Origin of the sequence: Chitinophaga sp. sic0106 (genome assembly GCF_019219075.1) — a bacterium.
Lineage (GTDB): Bacteria > Bacteroidota > Bacteroidia > Chitinophagales > Chitinophagaceae > Chitinophaga.
This window is the reverse complement of record NZ_JAHUWJ010000009.1, coordinates 241,891-260,331: the sequence shown is the minus strand read 5'-3', so window position 1 is coordinate 260,331 and position 18,441 is coordinate 241,891. Positions and strand designations below refer to the sequence as shown.

The window sequence follows — 18,441 nt, the reverse complement described above, 5'->3', positions numbered from 1 at the left end:
ATGATACATCAATCACTAAAATAGTGATATGTAATCATAAATAAATGGTTGTCAGTATCTTGTTAAAAAATCAAAAGAAAATATATAAAAGAAAATGGTCGGAAGAAATTTCTTCCGACCATGACTAAGCACATCGCTCCTCTTTTTTTATGTTGGTGATTTCCCCGACAACCTATTTTAAATATAGATCAAAATAATCCGTAATCTTCTGCATCAGATGCACCCTGTCTTTCCCCAGCACATTATGTAAATGTCCCGGATATACGAAGTAGTCCACCTGCGTTTGTGTATCCACACAAGCTCTCAGGAAATTAATGGAATGCTGCCATACCACCACATCATCATTGGTACCATGAATCAGCATCAGGTGGCCCTTCAGATTTTTGGTTTTAGTGAGCAGGTTGTTATCCGCATATCCCTGTGGATTTTCCTGCGGCGTGTCCATATATCTCTCCGTATACATTACTTCATACATACTCCAGTCAATCACCGGACCACCGGCCACAGCAGCCTTAAACACCTCCGGATGACGCAGCATCAGCGAGGTAGTCATAAAACCACCAAAGCTCCAGCCATGTACGCCCATTTTATCAGCATTCACATAAGGCAGTGATTTCAGGTAAGCCACGCCCTGGAGCTGATCATTCATTTCCACAGTACCCAGCTGGCGGAAAGTTGCCTGCTCAAAAGCCATTCCCCTGTTCAGGCTACCACGGCCATCCATGGTAAATACTACGTAGCCATGTTGGGCCATATACTCATACCACAGGTTGCCGCTGGCAGGATAAGTATTCTTAATCAGCTGCACATTAGGACCATTGTACAGGTATACAATAGTCGGATATTTACGGGTGGAATCGAAGTCCACAGGCAGGATCAGCTTACCATACAGCGGCGTGCCGTCATCTGCTTTCAACGTTACATTCCTGATGGCAGGACGCTTGAAGGCTTTCAGCGGATCGGCGCCCTGCACCAGCGTTTGCTGGAATTTTGATTTCACGCCAAGCACCTGTGCTACCGCAGGCACATTAGCGGAACTATAAGTATCCAGGATGAAATTACCGTTGCTGCTCAACTGGGTTTCGTGCCAGCCTGCTCCATTGTCCAACCGCCGAAGTGCCGCATTTTTCATGCTTACCGCATAAACATGTTTTTCCATCGGACTTTCTTTGGCAGCGGTAAATATCACTTCACCAGCGTTGGTATTGTAACCGATAATATCGTTTACCACCCAGTTGCCTTTGGTGAGTTGTTTTACCAGTTGACCATTGGTATTATAGAGATACAAATGCCGGTAACCATCGCGGTCCGAGTACCAGATAAACTGATCATTTTTGCCAGGCACAAATGAGAGTGCGTGCTCAGGATGAACATATTTACTGTCAGTTTCTTCAAACAGCGTTTTCACCAGGTCGCCCGTGGTAGCGCTATATTGATTAAGCCACAGGTGATTTTGCTCCCTGTTTAAAATGGCGATATATACGGATTGCTGATCAGGCGCCCAGGTAACGCAGGTCAGGTAATGATCTGCCGGCAGGCCTGTTTTCAGAAATACTGTTTTTTGGGTAGATGGCTGGTATACCCCCAGGGTCACCTCATGGGATTTACCTCCCGCCATCGGGTATTTGATAAGATTGGATTTGGCTGGTACTACCGACCAGTCGATGATCGGATAATCATTCACCATCCGTTGATCCATACGATAAAACGCGAGTTGGTTTCCATCCGGGGAGAAGAAAATGCCCCCGTTGATCCCAAACTCATCGCGGTGAACGCTCTTACCGTTTACGATATTGACGTCCGCATCGTTGGTTACTGCCAGCGTTTTACCATCGGCAGTGCGCAGGAAAAGGTTGTTTTCTACCGTCCAGGCAACCTGGCGGCTTTTGTTGTTCACGGTAATATTTTCCGCCCCCGCTGGTAGTTCGCACCAGCTGGCCGCCATCCATTTACCATTGTCAAGCGTTACGGTATACAGTTGATTGCCAACAGAAAACCATGCGCTGCTGCTATTGATCCAATGCATCATGGGAAGGCCTCGTAATGGTTTGCCGGCAAAAAGTTGTGCGTTTAGGGAGGAAGTGGTCAGCAAGGTATCTGCCTTGAGTTGCGGCAGACTATATTTCACCCATGCCATCGAACCATTTACGGCTGCTGCGCTGGTGTAGGCGTCTTCTCCGGGAATCCATTCAAACATTTTTACGCGCTCAGGAGCGAGTTCCATCCGTAGTCCGTTGGTGGCTTCCGACATGGTGTAGAGGCGTTGCTGTGCATAGGCATGCTGCATGGTGCTCATCACACATCCAGTCAAAAGCACAAGGAACGATTTTTTCATCCTTATAACTTTTTTAGGATGCGAATGTAACCAAATCAGGTATGTAAACCGCAAATTATCAGCTGATCGCCAGGTTGCGCTGCATCCACTCCCGCTCTTCGGGCAGCAGATATTCCGCTTTCTTTTCAGCAATCCAGGAGAAGGTTTTCTTGACTTCGGCTTTGGCAGCCCTGAATTTCCATAGAAATTCCATACCCAGCATCAGGTCAGTGAAGCCGTTTTTAAAACTATCGAGGTTGAGATGGGGAACCTGGGTTCTTTTTCTGGATAATAACTCGGTAATACGGTTAATTACAGCCTGGACAGCATTTTCATCTGCATATTTATAGATAGCCTCCATGGCCTCAAATTTCAACTGCCCGCGCATGAGGCAACGTGCATAAAACATCACCTCCTTCTCTCTTTCAATATCTGCGATGGTGGCAAAGGCAATACTGCGTACATCCTGGCGGGAGTGATCCAGCAACCGCTTCAGCGCGGTAAGACTTTTACGCGTGGCAATTCTACCGAGAAGAATAGTTATATAATATATATCATATTCGTTTACAGTCCGTTGCAATACCTGCAATACCCACTCTTCCACCGCAGGATTTTTAGTGCCTTTTAAGGCCAGCAGCGCGGAACGCCTGATATTCGGATTGGCGGAGAGGGTATTATTAAGCAGCGGCTGTACATTGATGTAAGACGGAATAGGCAAGCCTCTTTCCAGGTCCTGCTGGATACCGGTGATCATATCTGCATCCTGTTCAAACTTCAGCCGGTCGATCAGGAAGCGGATTACCTCCGGATCATTTGTATTGCGGGACAGTTGCGCAATAATAAAGATAGCAGCCCTTCTTTTCTCCTTATCTGTTTCCTGATCAATGTATTGATACAGGCTGGGAATATAGGCGTGGTTGGCCAGTTGCTCCGCTTCGCGGAGGGCCTGCCAGCTGATCGTTTGCGTATCATGAAGCTGATCTGAGCGGTCGCATATCCGGTTGATTAGGTTATTTATGTAATCCATTGCTAGTGGTTTTTTGATCTGCTACCCCTGCATTTCCAAGAACCATACCAACATGGATGTACCAGCTTAAATGTTAGTTAATACGCGCGCCGATTAACAGTTTTATATTACATTTGCGGCTGTATTTTTGGATCGGTTTCGATATATAAGAACAGAACGTACAGATGCACATATTACTCAAGAACGTAAAGATTTCAGCGCCTTCCTCTCCTTTCAACGGGCAGCAAAAAGACATTTCCATCCATAACGGGGTTATCCAGCAGATCGCAGATCACCTGGAAGACGAGCATGCCACTGTTATTTCCGGCGAAAACCTTCATGTTTCCACCGGCTGGATGGATATTTTCTCTCATTTCTGCGACCCGGGTCAGGAATATAAGGAAGACCTCAGCTCTGGTATCCAGGCGGCCGCCAAAGGTGGTTATACCAGCGTAATGGTAGTACCTAACACCCAGCCTGCCCTGCATACCAAAGCGCAAATCGAATATGTGCTCAGCAGGTCCCGCCAGCATGTGGTAAATGTCTTACCTATCGGTGCCGCTACCAAAAACCTGGAAGGCACCGGCCTCGCAGAAATGTACGAAATGCGCCAGGCAGGCGCCGTAGCCTTCTCCGATGGCTGGAAACCGGTGCAGTCGCCCGGACTCCTGCTCAAAGCCCTCCAGTACATCAAAGCCTTTGACGGTACCTTCATCCAGCTGCCGGACGATCAGAGCATCTCCGCACACGGCCTCATGAATGAAGGAATATACAGTACCCAACTGGGTATGCCCGGCAAACCCGCCCTGGCAGAGGAACTGATTATCCAGCGCGACATAGAGCTGGCCAAATACACCGATTCCCGCCTCCACATCACCGGGATTACCACCCGCAAGTCAGTGGAGCTTATCACGGCTGCCAAAGCCCAGGGAATCAAAGTAACCTGCTCCGTTACGCCTTACCACCTCTCCCTCACCGATGCTGCACTGATCAATTACGACACCAGCCTGAAAGTGAACCCTCCCCTGCGCAGCGCCGACGATGTGAAAGCCCTGCAGCAGGCTGTTAAAGACGGTATTATCGACTGTTTTGCCACCCACCACCTGCCACAGGACTGGGATGCCAAAATTCTCGAATTTGAATATGCAAAAAATGGAATGATAGGCCTGGAAAGTACCTTCGGGGTGCTCCGCAAATACCTGCCGGAAGTACCACTGGAACAGTTGCTGGCCATGCTCAGCGACAACCCGCGTAAGGTATTCGGTATCAAACAGCCGGTTATTGAAGTGGGCGCAGCAGCAGAACTGACCGTTTTCAACCCGGATGAACATTGGACCTTTACAGAAGCTGATATTGCCTCCAAGTCCAAAAATTCGGCGTATATTGGTGCTGCCCTGAAAGGAAAACCTGTAGCAGTTGTGAACAACGGGCAAGTAGCTAAACACTAAGTCTTTTATTCCTACATCTCATAAATTTGTTGCTATGTCAAACAAAAACCATATTGGATACGGCCTCACCGCCGCTATTATTCAATTTGTAATCTCGCTGGGACTCTATTTTGCGAAATTAAATACAGAGAAATGGCCTTCCTATCTCAGTACCGCAATACTGGTAGTTATAGTGATACTTTCCTGCCTGGACTTCGCCAAGAAAAATCCTGGTTCTACTTTCGGTACTATCTTTGCCAATGGCTTCAAAACAACCGCAGTAGCAACAGTCATCGGTATAGTACTGTCAGTGATAATGCTGCTCATCTTCCCGGATATTAAAGAAATGTCATTGGAAGCAGCACGCAAACAGATGGAAGAAGGTGGTAAAGTCACACCTGACCAGATCGAATCAGCCCTTGAGCTTACAAACAGAATGTTTTACGCATTTCTCATTGGAGGAATCCTGGTGGGTAGCCTGGTCTTCGGTTTGATCGCTTCCCTGATCGGTGCCGCCGTATCACCGAAAGCAAAAAAATAGTTACTTAAGGAGACAACAATAGATGAGTTTAAACATATCCGTAATCGTTCCTTTAAAAAACGAAGAAGAATCACTACCAGAGCTGGCCGCCTGGATCGACCGCGTCATGCGTGACAACAACTTCACCTATGAAGTGTGGATGATCGATGATGGCAGCACCGACAGCTCCTGGCAGGTTATCCAACAACTCGGCGCCGAAAACCCAAGCATCAAAGGCATCAAATTCCAAAGGAACTACGGTAAATCCGCCGCCCTCAATGAAGGCTTCGCCGCCGCCAAAGGCGATGTAGTCATCACCATGGACGCCGACCTGCAAGACAGTCCGGACGAAATCCCGGAACTCTACAGCATGATCGTCAACGATGGCTATGACCTCGTTAGCGGATGGAAGAAAAAGCGCTATGATAACGCGTTTACCAAAAACCTGCCTTCCAAACTATATAACTACACCACCACCCGCATGAGCGGCGTGAAGCTGCACGACATGAACTGCGGCCTCAAATCATACCGCAGGAAAGTGGTGAAATCCATAGAAGTATACGGCGAAATGCACCGCTACATCCCCGTAATCGCTAAATGGAACGGATTCCGTAACATCGGCGAAAAAGTAGTGGAACACCGCGCCCGTAAATACGGTACCAGCAAGTTCGGCCTGGAACGCTTTATCAACGGCTTCCTCGACCTTGCCACCATCATGTTTATCGGAAAATTCGGCAAACGCCCTATGCACTTCTTCGGTGCCCTGGGTACGGTCTTCTTCCTCCTCGGTTTCGTGATCGCAGGATATCTGAGCCTGGCCAAAATCTTCTACGATAAATATAATATGACTGACAGACCTATCTTCTTCCTGGCACTGCTGGCAATGATCATAGGCTCCCAACTCTTCCTCACCGGATTCATCGGCGAACTGGTTACCAGAAACGCCACTGAAAGGAACTCCTACCTGGTGGAAGAAAGAATGGACAACGCTTAATAATGCCACTGCCCCGCCCCGCGGGATACAGCGACAACTAATTATGATGGCTCAACAAAAGAAAATATTGATCATCGGCACAGCCTACCCCTTCCGGGGTGGGCTGGCTGCTTATAATGAAAGACTGGCTGAAGAACTTCAACACGAAAACCATGACGTGGAAATCTTCACCTTTACCGTACAATACCCGGAATTTCTCTTCCCCGGTAAAAGCCAGTACTCCACCGATCCAGCCCCCGCGCACCTGCGTATCAAAAGACTCGTGAACTCCGTAAACCCGCTGAACTGGATCAAAATTGGCCGTACCATTCGCAAAATGAAGCCGGATCTGATCATCATCAAATTCTGGCTACCTATCATGGGGCCTGCCTTCGGTAGCCTGCTGCGACTGGGAAAAAATAAAAATACCAAAGTCATCTCCGTCCTGGATAACGTGGTGCCCCACGAAAAAAGACCCGGAGATGTACCTTTCACCAAATACTTCCTCAAACCCGTGGATGCGTTTATCGCCATGAGTCAATCCGTACTCAACGACCTCCGCGTATTTGAACCTAACAAACCCGCCTCACTCATCCCACACCCGATCTACGACAACTACGGAGAACACATCTCCAAAGAAGCCGCCAGAGCCAACCTGGGATTGCAGCCTGGCAAAAAATATATCCTCTTCTTCGGCTTTATCCGCGCCTATAAAGGCCTCGACCTCCTGCTGCAGGCCATGGCAGATGAACGCATGAAACAAATGGATGTACACGCCATCGTGGCCGGTGAATTTTATGAAGATGCCACACCTTATCAGCAACTCCTCCAGGAACTGAACCTTGGCGACCGCGTACTGATGCACACGGACTTCATCCCCAACGACGCTGTGAAGAATTATTTCTGCGCCGCCGACCTGGTAGTACAGCCTTATAAAAGCGCCACCCAGAGCGGTATCTCACAGATTGCCTACCACTTTGATAAACCAATGGTGGTTACCAACGTGGGCGGACTCACAGAAATGGTACCCGACGGCATAGTAGGCTTCCAGGCAGAGCCCGACCCTGCCAGCATCGCTGCTGCCATAGAAAAATATTTCACGGAAAACCGCGAAGCCGACATGGTGGCCGCACTCCAACAGGAAAAATTAAAGTACTCCTGGCACCGCCTCGCCGCAGAAATTCATAAATTAGCGGATAACATTTCCTAAACAACAAACATCTAAACCAGCACAAAGGCGTGATTTACAGAAGTAAAGCTCCTCTACGTATAGGCCTTGCCGGTGGCGGCACCGATGTAAGTCCTTATTCCGACTTATACGGCGGCGCTATCCTCAATGCCACCATCTCTTTATATGCCCGTGCCTCCATTGAGCCACTGACAGAAAATAAAGTCATTTTTGAATCGGCCGACAGAAGAGAATGCCTCTCCTACGATGCCATATACCCGTTACCGTTAGATGGTAAACTGGATATCCTCAAAGGCGTTGTAAACCGTATTTATAAAGACTATGGCGCCTTCCCTTCCGGATTTCGCCTCACCACCTATGTGGACGCCCCTCCGGGCTCCGGCCTCGGCACCTCCTCTACCCTCGTGGTAGGCGTAGTGGGCGCCTTCGCGGAATGGCTGAAACTGCCGCTGGGTGAATATGACCTGGCTCACCTCGCCTACTCTATCGAAAGAGAAGACCTGCAACAGGCAGGAGGAAAACAGGATCAGTACGCGGCTACCTTTGGCGGCGTTAACTTCATGGAATTCTACGCCGGCGATAAAGTGATCGTAAACCCACTCCGCATCAAAGACGTGTACCTTCATGAACTGGAAAACAACCTGGTATTGTTTTACACCTCTACCAGCCGCTTGTCGTCCAGCATCATCTCCGAACAACAAAAGAATGTAACGGATAAAAATGATGACTCCATCGCAGCCATGCACCACCTCAAAGAACAGGCGGTGATGATGAAAGAAGCCCTGCTGCGCGGTACCATCGATAAAATCGGTGAAATCCTCGACTATGGCTTCGAACAAAAAAAGAAAATGGCCAAGGGCATCTCCAACTCCCAGCTGGATGAGATCTATGAAGCTGCCCGCAAAGCCGGCGCCAGCGGAGGAAAAATCTCCGGTGCAGGTGGTGGCGGATTCATGATCTTCTACTGCCCTAAAAACACCCGTTTCGCCGTTGTAGACGCACTGGGCAAATTCGGCGGCGATGTAAAACGCTATCATTTTACCAACAACGGGGTCCAAACCTGGAGTATCTAACTTAACTTTATCTGATGAAGCAAGCAATAGCGAACAGACTGCAGGCAAGTATTGCCGTAAAGGAAGCCATCCTCCGGGACGAAACCCTACTCCACCATATCAGCGAAGTAGCCGAAGCCATCACCAACAGCCTGAAAGCAGATCACAAAATTCTCTTCTGTGGCAACGGTGGCAGCGCCGCCGATGCGCAACACCTGGCTGCCGAGTTTTCCGGCCGCTTCTATAAAGACCGTACACCGCTGTATGCCGAGGCTCTCCACTGCAACAGCTCCTATATGACCGCCGTAGGCAACGACTATGGCTATGAACAGGTATATGCCCGCATCCTGCGCGGCATAGGCCGCCCCGGCGATGTGCTCATCGGCATATCCACCTCCGGCAATTCCGCCAACATCCTCGAAGCCATGAAAGTGGCCAAAGCACAGGGAATGATTGTGGTAAGCATGACCGGCCAAACCGGCGGGAAAATGGCTGCCGGCAGCGACTACCTGCTCAATATGCCTTCCACCGATACACCACGCATCCAGGAAGCGCATATCACCGTTGGACATATCATCTGCGAAATAGTAGAAAACAACCTTTTCCCGGGATGACAACTACAGAATGTATCGTACTGGCAGGCGGCCTTGGCACCCGCCTGCGCAGCGTAGTAGCCGATAAGCCTAAATGCATGGCCCCGATCGGAGAACAGCCTTTCCTCTACTACCTGCTCCACTATCTGCATAAACAAGGTATCACCCATGCCATCCTTTCCCTCGGATACAAGTCCGAACAGGTAATCGAATGGTGTGAGCAACAGCAACTCCCGCTGCGTGTATCCTTTACCGTAGAACCGGAACCATTGGGTACCGGCGGCGGAATCGTGTATGCACTCAGCAAAGTAGAAAACGATGCGGTATTCATCGTCAACGGTGATACCTATTTCGACGTGGACTTCCACCAATTCAATGACTTCCATAAGGACCATGATAGCCGGTTGTCGCTCGCACTCAAGCCTATGCAACAGTTCGACCGCTACGGCACCGTTACCCTTAACGCATCCGGCTGCATTACCGCATTCCGGGAAAAACAATACATGGAATCAGGGCTGATCAACGGTGGGATGTACCTGACCTCGGCATCGTACCTCGCAGGTTTACATCTCCCGGAAAAATTCTCCTTTGAAAAGGAAGTACTGGAGCCAATGGCCGCCAATGGCCAACTCTACGGGTTTGTAAGCGATACCTATTTCATTGACATCGGTATTCCGGAGGATTATGAAGCAGCCTCCAACTACTTACCGTATAACCTTTAACGTTAGTATTACATGACATTATTCCTGGATCGTGATGGCGTCATCAACGACGAAATAAAAGACGGATATGTGCTCAGCTGGGATATGTTCCGATTCAGCCAGGGTGTGCTGCAGGCCCTGCCCATCCTTAAAGCGGCATTCAATCGTATCGTGATCGTTACCAACCAGCGCTGCATCGGTCGTGGCCTCCTCACCACCGAAGGCCTGGATGCCATACACGCCCACATGATGCACGATATCACCGCCCACAACGGCCATATTGATAAAATCTACTACTGCCCTGATGTGGACAATAGCTCCCCTTGCCGCAAACCGCAAAATGGCATGGCCCTCCAGGCAAAAAACGATTTCCCGGAGATCGACTTCCAACAGGCAGTAATGGTAGGTAACACACTGAGTGATATGCAATTTGGACGCAACTTGGGCATGAAAACCATATTCATCGCCAGCACCCATCCGGAAATCTCCCTGCCACATCCCCTCATAGATGAACGCTACGGGAGTTTAATGGATTATGCCGCCACAATACAATAATTCGACCTTACAACCGTATTATAGATATGGTAAAAAAAATAGTAATATCCATACTGCTTATAACCGCTGGCGTCACCGCCCGCGCACAGCAGCCTGATGCCGCTGCCAAAGCCAATCTGGCCAGATACCAGGATACACTGCAACAACTCAGCAAGGATATTTTCGCCGGCCGCGGCGACGATGGCAGGCAGCAGGCCTGCGATGCCTTCATACCTACCCTCGTCAAAGCGCTCAAAAACAAGTACTCATTCAAATTCCGGTTTGATTCTCTTCAGACCGTCTCCATTCAATATCCGAAAGACAGTGCCTTCCGCATTTTCACCTGGGCCCTGGAGCATGAAAATGGCTTCTACCGCCATTTCGGCGCCATCCAGATGAATACCCCGGACGGCTCCCTGAAACTTTTCCCCCTGTTTGATGCCAGCGATTATATGGTTAACACCGATACCATCGCTGATAACAAGTACTGGTACGGTTGCCTCTACTACAATATCGAACAACGCCATTATTTTAACCAGGAATACTATACCCTCTTCGGCTGGGATGCCAATAATCCACGGAGCCAAAAGAAAATAGTGGAAATGCTCTCCTTTAAAAATGGCCAGCCTGTATTTGGCGGACCTTTTTTCAGCTACACCGCTGATAGCGTGAAAAAGCCCACCAGCAACCGTTTTATCCTGGAGTATAAAAAGGAAAGTTCCATCAGCCTCAATTACAACAAGGATGCGGACATGATCATCTTCGATCACCTCATTTCAGAAAGTAATGAACCGGAGAAAAAGCATACACTCGTATCTGACATGGATTACGAAGGTTTCAAATGGACGGCCGGCAAGTGGCTGCACGTCCAAAAAATCTTCAATGATGCCATACCCCTGGGCAAGGGTGCCCCGGTACCACAGCCGCTGGATGTGAAAAAGAAGAGTATGACTAATCCAAAAAGTGAGGAGGATTATATAAAAGAACAGACACCTAAAAAACAACAAAAGTAGAGCCGCAATTCTTGCGGCTCCTCCCTTCAATCTTTGCTAAAATCTCTTTCATCATCTCCTTCATATTAACGCACTCTATACGCATACAAAATCATTTATCTATAAAACTTATCCTGCCGCCACCTTTCAGGATTATTTTCTATGTATTCTGCTATCAACTGATATGCACTCTCTGTGCGAATAATATGTTCATGATATCGTGGCTGCCACTCAAATTTGATTTTATTAGCAATAGCCTGTTTTTTCACTGATGCTTTAAACCCACGAATAATCGCAGGAAGGTTCTTCGATTGAACACCATAGAGATTGCTATTGATATCTAATGCCTTATTATACTTATTTTCGCCGATATGGATAATTGCATGGATGTGATTAGGCATAACAATAAACTTGTCCAATTGCAGGTTCATATCTTGTCGCATTTCAAAGGTCTTTATCCATTCGACTGCTACGATTTTGCTCATCTCGAACGGAATAAACTCATTATTTAGAATATACCCCAAATTACACTCATGCCTGTTGGTACAGATAGTAACGAAATAAGATCCTACATCTCCGTAATTCCAATTTCTTAAACAGGCGGTATGCACCCGGTATTTACCCTGGAATTTTTCATTATTTTCATTCATCTAAATTCGATTTTGAAGGTTAACATTTTTAATAATACCGGGGATATAAACGTGAGGGTTGGGTGAATACTAATACATATTTGACAAGCCAGGAGGCATGGTGGAGATAATTTCAGCGCGGAGCCGCAAGCATTGCGGCTCTACAAAAAAAGGTCCGTCATTGACGGACCTTGGCTTATTTAGAATTCTTTAAAACAATTCTCCCTGTGTACCTGCATCTTCTTCCGGATCAGGATCTTCATCTTCAGACAACAGTTCCGCACTTATCAGGTCATCGCCTGCAATCCTTGTTCCTACTGCTTTCCAGCCGGTTACTTCAATAAATTCAGCCAGGTTGATTTCCTCTTCTTCCGGACTGCGTTTCTTACCTGTTTTCAACAGTACTACCGGTTGGGTATGGGTAGTCACCATTTCGAGGTAGTTGCCATTCCCTTCTTTGATAAACAGGAACTTGTTGTTCAGCGTCTGCGTTTCTACGCGGAAACGTTTTACGTTAAACTGCTTTTTATCTGCGTCAAAGTAGATCGCGGTCACCACTTTATCCGGACTGAATTTCTCGATATACACGATATCGTTGGATTCGTAACGGTTGGTGAGGTCGTAGTTGGTCAGCTCGTAAGTACCGTTTTTAAAGGCTGCAAAGATTTTATCTTCTCCTTCAAAACTACCGATGTACACCCCTCTTTCTTCGGTGTTGAGTCGGCCGGTTTCGGGATCAAACCAGATCTTCTGTCCTGCCAGGGTAGAAACGCCTTTCTCTTTAAATTTCACGCTGCGGATAGGATATTTCGTCACCTGGTTACCCATGGAAATACGTCCTTTGATAGCGATGGTTTCAAAGAAAAGGTCAAACTCTTTGTTTCTGGCGGAGCAGTTCGGGCTCAGCTTGATGGTCACTACTTCCGCTTCCCCGTTAGGATTGGCGCTGAAGTAATGTACTTTAGAATTTTTCTCACCTTTATGAGCGAGCTCATATTCTTTATCCCTGGTAACACCGGTAACGTTAAAGCGTTTTGCATAGCTCACGCCGGTTTTACCTTCCACATAAATCATGTTGTAGGTAGTGCGCTCATCATTTTTGCGGAATACGTCCACGTGAATGATGTCCTTACCTACAAAGGTTTTATCGGCTACTTTCGTCACCAGCATTTTACCGTCTCGACGGAAAACAATGATATTATCAAGGTCGGAGCAGTCAGCCACAAATTCATCCTTTTTCAGGGAAGTACCGATAAAGCCATCCGCGCGGTTTACATATAGTTTGGTGTTGGCTATCGCCACCTGCTGCACCTGGATGGTGTCGAAGGTTTTGATTTCGGTATTACGCTCCCTGCCTTTACCGTACTTCTTCAGCAGGTTTTCGAAGTAAGCGATGGTGAAATCGGTGAGGTTAGCCAGGTCGTGTTTCACCTGTTTGATATCTCCTTCAATGCCTTTGATCTGTTCATTGAGTTCATTGATATCGAGGCGATAAATTCTACGTACAGGCTTTTCCGTTAGCTTCACGATATCTTCACGGGCAATGGCACGTTTCAGGTTTTTCTTATACGGAGCAAAAGCTTTGTCGATGGCCGTCAGTACAGCGTCCCAGTCTTTATGCTTCTGTTCAAGTTCCTTATATATTCCTTTCTCAAAGAAGATTTTTTCGAGAGAGGTGTAATGCCATTTATCCTCGAGTTCGCTGAGTTTGATTTCCAGTTCCTGGCGGAGCAGGTCTCTGCTGTAATCAACAGAGGACTTCAGCAGGTCAGATGCCGTAATGAACTGCGGTTTATCGTCCACAATCACACAGGCATTCGGGGAGATGGAAATTTCGCAGTCAGTAAATGCATACAGGGCATCGATGGTAATATCCGGGGAGATACCAGGTGCCAGGTGTACTTCAATTTCCACGTTGGCGGCGGTGTTATCCACTACCTTACGGATTTTTATTTTACCGCTGTCGTTTGCTTTTACGATAGATTCCATCAGCTGCGTGGTAGTGATGCCGTAAGGCACGTCCTTGATCACCAGCGTTTTTTTGTCGCGCTCCTCAATATGTGCGCGTACTCTTACTTTACCACCGCGTTTACCATCATTGTAGTTGGCAACATCCACCATACCGCCGGTAGCGAAATCCGGAAACAGTTCGAATTTCTTTCCTTTGAGCAGTTTGATGGAGGCATCTATAAGTTCACAGAAGTTGTGAGGTAATATTTTGGTAGAGAGACCTACAGCGATCCCTTCCGCACCTTGCGCGAGCAGCAGCGGGAACTTCATGGGCAGTGCCAGTGGTTCATTTTTGCGGCCGTCGTAACTCAGCTGCCAGCTTGTTGTTTTGGCATTGAAGGCTACCTCCAGGGCAAATTTAGAGAGGCGAGCCTCAATATACCTGGCTGCTGCTGCATCATCTCCTGTTCTTACATCTCCCCAGTTACCCTGGGTTTCGATCAGCAGGTCTTTTTGGCCTAGGTTTACGATGGCATCGCTGATGGAAGCATCACCGTGCGGGTGATACTGCATCGTTTGTCCGATCACGTTAGCTACTTTATTAAAGCGGCCGTCATCCATTTCTTTCATGGCATGCAGGATACGGCGCTGAACGGGCTTTAACCCATCTTCTATGCTGGGAACCGCGCGCTCCAGGATTACATAGGAAGCGTAATCCAGGAACCAGCTCTCATACATGCCGCCTACATGCGTGACATTATGCAGAGATTCGTCTGATGTTTGATTTTCCATGTCCATGTATAAACACTTACAATTTTTCGTTTATCATTTTTTCAAAATCTGCTCTCCAGATACGTACGCTGTCTTTACGTACATCGTCCATCGAGTTAAGCTCTATGAAACAGCAGTCGGTCACGGCAATCAGCTGATGCCATACCATTACCGGCACTTCTACCCTTGCAGGGGCAGTAATTTCGGTGACCACTATTTCATTGCCTTCCATCGGACACCAGTGCAGTTCAGCCTTTCCGCTGAACAGGTACATGATCTCCGGATTTTTATTCTCACTATGACCTTCATGGTAATGTTGCCCGCTGCTACTTCCCGCATTGCGATAGCAGAGCATAAAGTCGCCCGTACGCTGGCATGCCCACATATAGTTACTACCTCTGTCATCCTCCCCTTGCAGGGCTATTGGCGTTACCTTGATCATAGTCGTTGTATCTTTTCCCGGTTAATTATCAGGCCTCTGGTGCAGGCGTAGCTTCAGCAGCTGCTGGCTCGCCACCGGGCTGTTTTACTTCAAAATCACGGATTGTTTTCAGCTCTCCCCTGCTTTCCAGTTTCCCTTCTTTTACAAGCTCTTTCAGTCGCCAGGATAAGAACTGATCCATCACCGGATACTTCAGTTTTCCGGTAACCTGACCGGCTACACGCCATGCCTTGATAAATTCCTTCCCGGTTTGCTGGAGCAGGTCCTTATCATAGAATGTAGCTGGTTCTCCTTTAAGTTTTTTACCACCTTCCAGCAGTCGCAGACCGGCATTTTCATTCATCATACGATGCCATTCATCTCCATCCAGCTCATACTCTGCCAGGGATATAGCCCTGGCCAGTTTTTTTGCTTTCAGGAATTCTTTTGGGAGAATCTGGTGCAGGTGGGTAGGATAAAACACCGACCCTTTTTCATTCAGGAAAGGGAGATTGTTGAGATAGATGATATGAATACGGCCGGCAAAGTCATACAACTTGCTAACCAGCCAATAGTATCCGGCTACATCTCTTGCATTCTGCCCGGCCCACATCCAGATTTCCAGTTCTGGATCTTCCTTCAGCATGGCTTTCATCGCGAGAAACCGCGTTTCGTCTGCTGAGAGTTCCAGCTCCGGCTCCGGTGCTGGTTCCTGGGAGGTTGCTTCTTCAAACATATCCGCAGTGGCAGGCGCTGGCGCAGGTGTTGTTCCCTGCATCTGCTGCCACCATTGCTGGCGGCCGGCCTGACCTTCCTTGGTATCCAGTATGAACAGCGGGCCTACAGACAAGTCATCTTCAAAGGAAAGCACCTCTCCTTCCATTTTCTCGTCCATTCCGATAGCTTCTGTGAGGACTGCCACTGCCGGCTCACCAAAAACAATATGCTTTAAGCTCATACAGTTGCGTTATTACTTAACAGTCGCTTGTGCTTCTTCAATCACGTCTTTTTCATGACGCAGGTTGTTGATAATAAATTCCTGGCGTGCCTGCGTGTTCTTACCCATGTAGTATTCCAGCAGTTTCTGGATATGGATATCTTTCGACAGGATGATCGGATCGATACGCATATCTTCTCCGATAAAGCGGCCAAACTCATCTGGTGAAATCTCACCCAATCCTTTGAATCGGGTGATCTCCGGTTTGTTGCCCAGCTTTTTCACCGCCTTCTGTTTTTCTTCTTCGCTGTAGCAGTAAATAGTTTCCTGTTTGTTACGCACGCGGAACAGCGGCGTTTCCAGGATATATACGTGCCCGTTCTTCACCAGGTCCGGGAAAAATTGCAGGAAGAAAGTCAGGATGAGCAGGCGGATGTGCATACCGTCCACGTCCGCATCGGTAGCCACCACTATATTATTGTAACGCAAGCCTTCCAGCCCGTCTTCAATATTGAGTGCATGTTGCAGGAGGTTAAACTCCTCATTTTCATATACGATCTTTTTGGTAAGACCGAAGCTGTTCAGGGGCTTACCACGCAGGCTAAATACCGCCTGTGTTTCCACATTGCGGGATTTGGTAATGGAACCACTCGCAGAGTCACCCTCCGTGATAAAGATGGTAGTATCCAGTTTACGTGCTTCGTTTTCTGCTTTTTCCTTGCCGGTATATTCCTCATTCATGTGAATGCGGCAATCACGCAGCTTGCGGTTGTGCAGGTTAGCTTTTTTCGCTCTTTCGTTGGCCAGCTTTTTCACACCTGCCAGTTCCTTCCGCTCACGCTCACTTTGCTCGATACGCTTTTTCATCGCATCAGCTACAGCCGGGTTGCGGTGCAGGTAATCATCCAGGTGTTTGGAAAGGAAGTCCAGCACGAATGCCTTCATGGAAGGCCCACCGTCATAAACGGTCAGGGAACCCAATTTCGTTTTCGTTTGGGATTCAAATACCGGCTCCTGCACACGAACAGAGATAGCTGCACAAATAGAAGCCCTGATATCAGTTGCATCGTAATCTTTCTTATAAAAATCACGCACCGTTTTTACAAAGGCCTCCCGGAAGGCACCCAGATGGGTACCGCCCTGTGTGGTATGCTGACCGTTCACAAATGAATAGTACTCTTCCCCGTACTGATTTTCGTGGGTGATGGCCACCTCGATATCCTCTCCTTTAAGGTGAATGATCGGATAGCGCAACTCCTCGTCGTTGGTTTTGCGTTGCAGCAAATCCAGCAAACCATTTTTAGAGAGGTATTTTTTTCCGTTGAAGCTGATGGTTAAACCAGCATTCAGGAAACAATAGTTCCAGATCTGGTTTTCCAGGAATTCAGGAATGTATCGGAAGTTCTTAAATACAGTATCATCCGGGGAAAATGTCACCAGGGTGCCGTTTTCCTCGTTGGTAGCAGTTTCCTTGTATTCTTTGGTAAGCACGCCACGCTCAAACTCCGCTACTTTCATTTTGCCGTCACGTACGGATTGTACACGGAAATAACTGGAGAGCGCATTCACTGCTTTCGTACCAACACCGTTCAATCCCACTGATTTCTGAAAGGCTTTGCTATCATATTTAGCACCAGTGTTGATCTTACTCACCACATCCACCACTTTTCCCAGTGGAATGCCGCGGCCATAGTCGCGCACGGTTACCATATGCTCCGTTACCTTAATATCTACCTGCTTACCAAAACCCATGGTATGCTCATCAATACAGTTGTCCGTTACTTCCTTCAGCAGTATATATATACCATCATCTGCGCTGGAACCATCGCCTAACTTACCAATGTACATCCCTGGCCTGAGCCGGATATGCTCCCGCCAGTCCAACGACCTGATGGAGTCTTCCGTATAGGAAGCAAATAGATCCTTTTTATCCGTTTTCTCCGTATTAGCCATAATATATTAAAGTTTCCTATATACTTATGATGTTTTTTAACAGTTCCCGGCACCTGCCATACTAAATCTTTTAGCAAAACCGGATTATGGGCAAAAATAATGGTTTCATCGAATCAACCCAAGTATAAGATAGATAAATAAAAAAATACATGCATATCGGCGTTATATTAATTTATTTCCTATATTTACAAAAGACACCTATTTTTTGAAATCCTAACCTATGTCCTTATGAAAACACTATGCCTGATCATCTCTTTACTATTAATTGTTGCCGCTGTGATCGCTACGCGCTATATTCGCAGGGAGCAGGAAAACAACGTTGGCAACAAATTTCTTCGTCTTATCCGGAAATTTGACTCCTGGCAGATGATGCGTTAATTTTCAATATAATATATTTTCAGATTAAATAGCAAATCCGGCGCTAACACAATATTTCGGCTCAGGACTCCCAGCAAGGCAATAGCAGATTACATCATTGA

Annotated in this window: 17 protein-coding genes; 10 read left to right on the top strand and 7 right to left on the bottom strand. The window is 47.5% G+C overall.

Going from position 1 to position 18,441, the window contains the following annotated elements; genetic code table 11:
• Positions 1-172: 172 nt before the first annotated feature.
• Together KW844_RS15830 and KW844_RS15825 are read right to left on the bottom strand one after the other, a co-directional pair.
• Positions 173-2,335, bottom strand: coding sequence for a DPP IV N-terminal domain-containing protein (locus KW844_RS15830; RefSeq protein ID WP_218377758.1), 2,163 nt, complete (start codon positions 2,333-2,335; stop codon positions 173-175).
• A 58-nt stretch (positions 2,336-2,393) separates the two neighbouring features.
• Positions 2,394-3,341 carry a HEAT repeat domain-containing protein gene (locus KW844_RS15825; RefSeq protein WP_218377757.1) on the bottom strand — a complete coding sequence of 316 codons (948 nt, stop codon included), beginning with the start codon at positions 3,339-3,341 and terminating at the stop codon, positions 2,394-2,396.
• A 164-nt stretch (positions 3,342-3,505) separates the two neighbouring features.
• Here KW844_RS15825 and KW844_RS15820 point away from each other — a divergent pair, with 164 nt between their 5' ends.
• From KW844_RS15820 to KW844_RS15780, 9 genes are read left to right on the top strand one after another with little or no spacing between them, the layout of a single operon-like run.
• Positions 3,506-4,768: a dihydroorotase family protein gene (locus KW844_RS15820; protein ID WP_218377756.1), complete on the top strand. Its 1,263-nt coding sequence runs from the start codon at positions 3,506-3,508 to the stop codon at positions 4,766-4,768.
• Positions 4,769-4,802: 34 nt separating this feature from the next.
• Positions 4,803-5,288: a DUF4199 domain-containing protein gene (locus tag KW844_RS15815; protein ID WP_218377755.1), complete on the top strand. Its 486-nt coding sequence runs from the start codon at positions 4,803-4,805 to the stop codon at positions 5,286-5,288.
• Between the two features lie 22 nt (positions 5,289-5,310).
• A complete protein-coding gene (locus KW844_RS15810; RefSeq protein ID WP_218377754.1) occupies positions 5,311-6,261 on the top strand; it encodes a glycosyltransferase family 2 protein in 951 nt (316 codons plus the stop codon).
• A 43-nt stretch (positions 6,262-6,304) separates the two neighbouring features.
• Positions 6,305-7,450, top strand: a complete 1,146-nt coding sequence (locus KW844_RS15805; protein ID WP_255578484.1) for a glycosyltransferase — start codon at positions 6,305-6,307, stop codon at positions 7,448-7,450.
• Positions 7,451-7,479: 29 nt separating this feature from the next.
• Entirely contained in the window at positions 7,480-8,502 is a 1,023-nt protein-coding gene (locus KW844_RS15800) for a dehydrogenase (protein WP_218377753.1), read from the top strand.
• A 14-nt stretch (positions 8,503-8,516) separates the two neighbouring features.
• Complete coding sequence (locus KW844_RS15795; protein WP_218377752.1) at positions 8,517-9,095, top strand: SIS domain-containing protein; 579 nt, start codon at positions 8,517-8,519, stop codon at positions 9,093-9,095.
• On the top strand, positions 9,092-9,796 hold the full coding sequence (locus KW844_RS15790) for a nucleotidyltransferase family protein (protein WP_218377751.1): 705 nt from the start codon (positions 9,092-9,094) through the stop codon (positions 9,794-9,796). The genes KW844_RS15795 and KW844_RS15790 overlap by 4 nt, the downstream gene beginning before the upstream one ends.
• Positions 9,797-9,808: 12 nt before the next feature.
• On the top strand, positions 9,809-10,330 hold the full coding sequence (locus KW844_RS15785; RefSeq protein ID WP_218377750.1) for an HAD-IIIA family hydrolase: 522 nt from the start codon (positions 9,809-9,811) through the stop codon (positions 10,328-10,330).
• 26 nt (positions 10,331-10,356) lie between these two features.
• Positions 10,357-11,322 carry a hypothetical protein gene (locus KW844_RS15780; RefSeq protein WP_218377749.1) on the top strand — a complete coding sequence of 322 codons (966 nt, stop codon included), beginning with the start codon at positions 10,357-10,359 and terminating at the stop codon, positions 11,320-11,322.
• Between the two features lie 95 nt (positions 11,323-11,417).
• Here the strand turns inward: KW844_RS15780 and KW844_RS15775 are convergent, their stop codons facing one another.
• From KW844_RS15775 to KW844_RS15755, 5 genes are all read right to left on the bottom strand, one after another.
• Positions 11,418-11,951, bottom strand: coding sequence for a transposase (locus KW844_RS15775; protein WP_218377748.1), 534 nt, complete (start codon positions 11,949-11,951; stop codon positions 11,418-11,420).
• 189 nt (positions 11,952-12,140) lie between these two features.
• Complete coding sequence (locus KW844_RS15770; RefSeq protein ID WP_218377747.1) at positions 12,141-14,672, bottom strand: DNA gyrase/topoisomerase IV subunit A; 2,532 nt, start codon at positions 14,670-14,672, stop codon at positions 12,141-12,143.
• Between the two features lie 16 nt (positions 14,673-14,688).
• Positions 14,689-15,093 carry a hypothetical protein gene (locus tag KW844_RS15765; RefSeq protein WP_218377746.1) on the bottom strand — a complete coding sequence of 135 codons (405 nt, stop codon included), beginning with the start codon at positions 15,091-15,093 and terminating at the stop codon, positions 14,689-14,691.
• 28 nt (positions 15,094-15,121) lie between these two features.
• Positions 15,122-16,030, bottom strand: a complete 909-nt coding sequence (locus KW844_RS15760) for a DUF1835 domain-containing protein (RefSeq protein ID WP_218377745.1) — start codon at positions 16,028-16,030, stop codon at positions 15,122-15,124.
• Between the two features lie 12 nt (positions 16,031-16,042).
• Positions 16,043-17,962, bottom strand: a complete 1,920-nt coding sequence (locus tag KW844_RS15755) for a DNA topoisomerase IV subunit B (RefSeq protein WP_218377744.1) — start codon at positions 17,960-17,962, stop codon at positions 16,043-16,045.
• Positions 17,963-18,190: 228 nt separating this feature from the next.
• Here KW844_RS15755 and KW844_RS15750 point away from each other — a divergent pair, with 228 nt between their 5' ends.
• Positions 18,191-18,340: a hypothetical protein gene (locus KW844_RS15750; protein WP_218377743.1), complete on the top strand. Its 150-nt coding sequence runs from the start codon at positions 18,191-18,193 to the stop codon at positions 18,338-18,340.
• Positions 18,341-18,441: the final 101 nt, after the last annotated feature.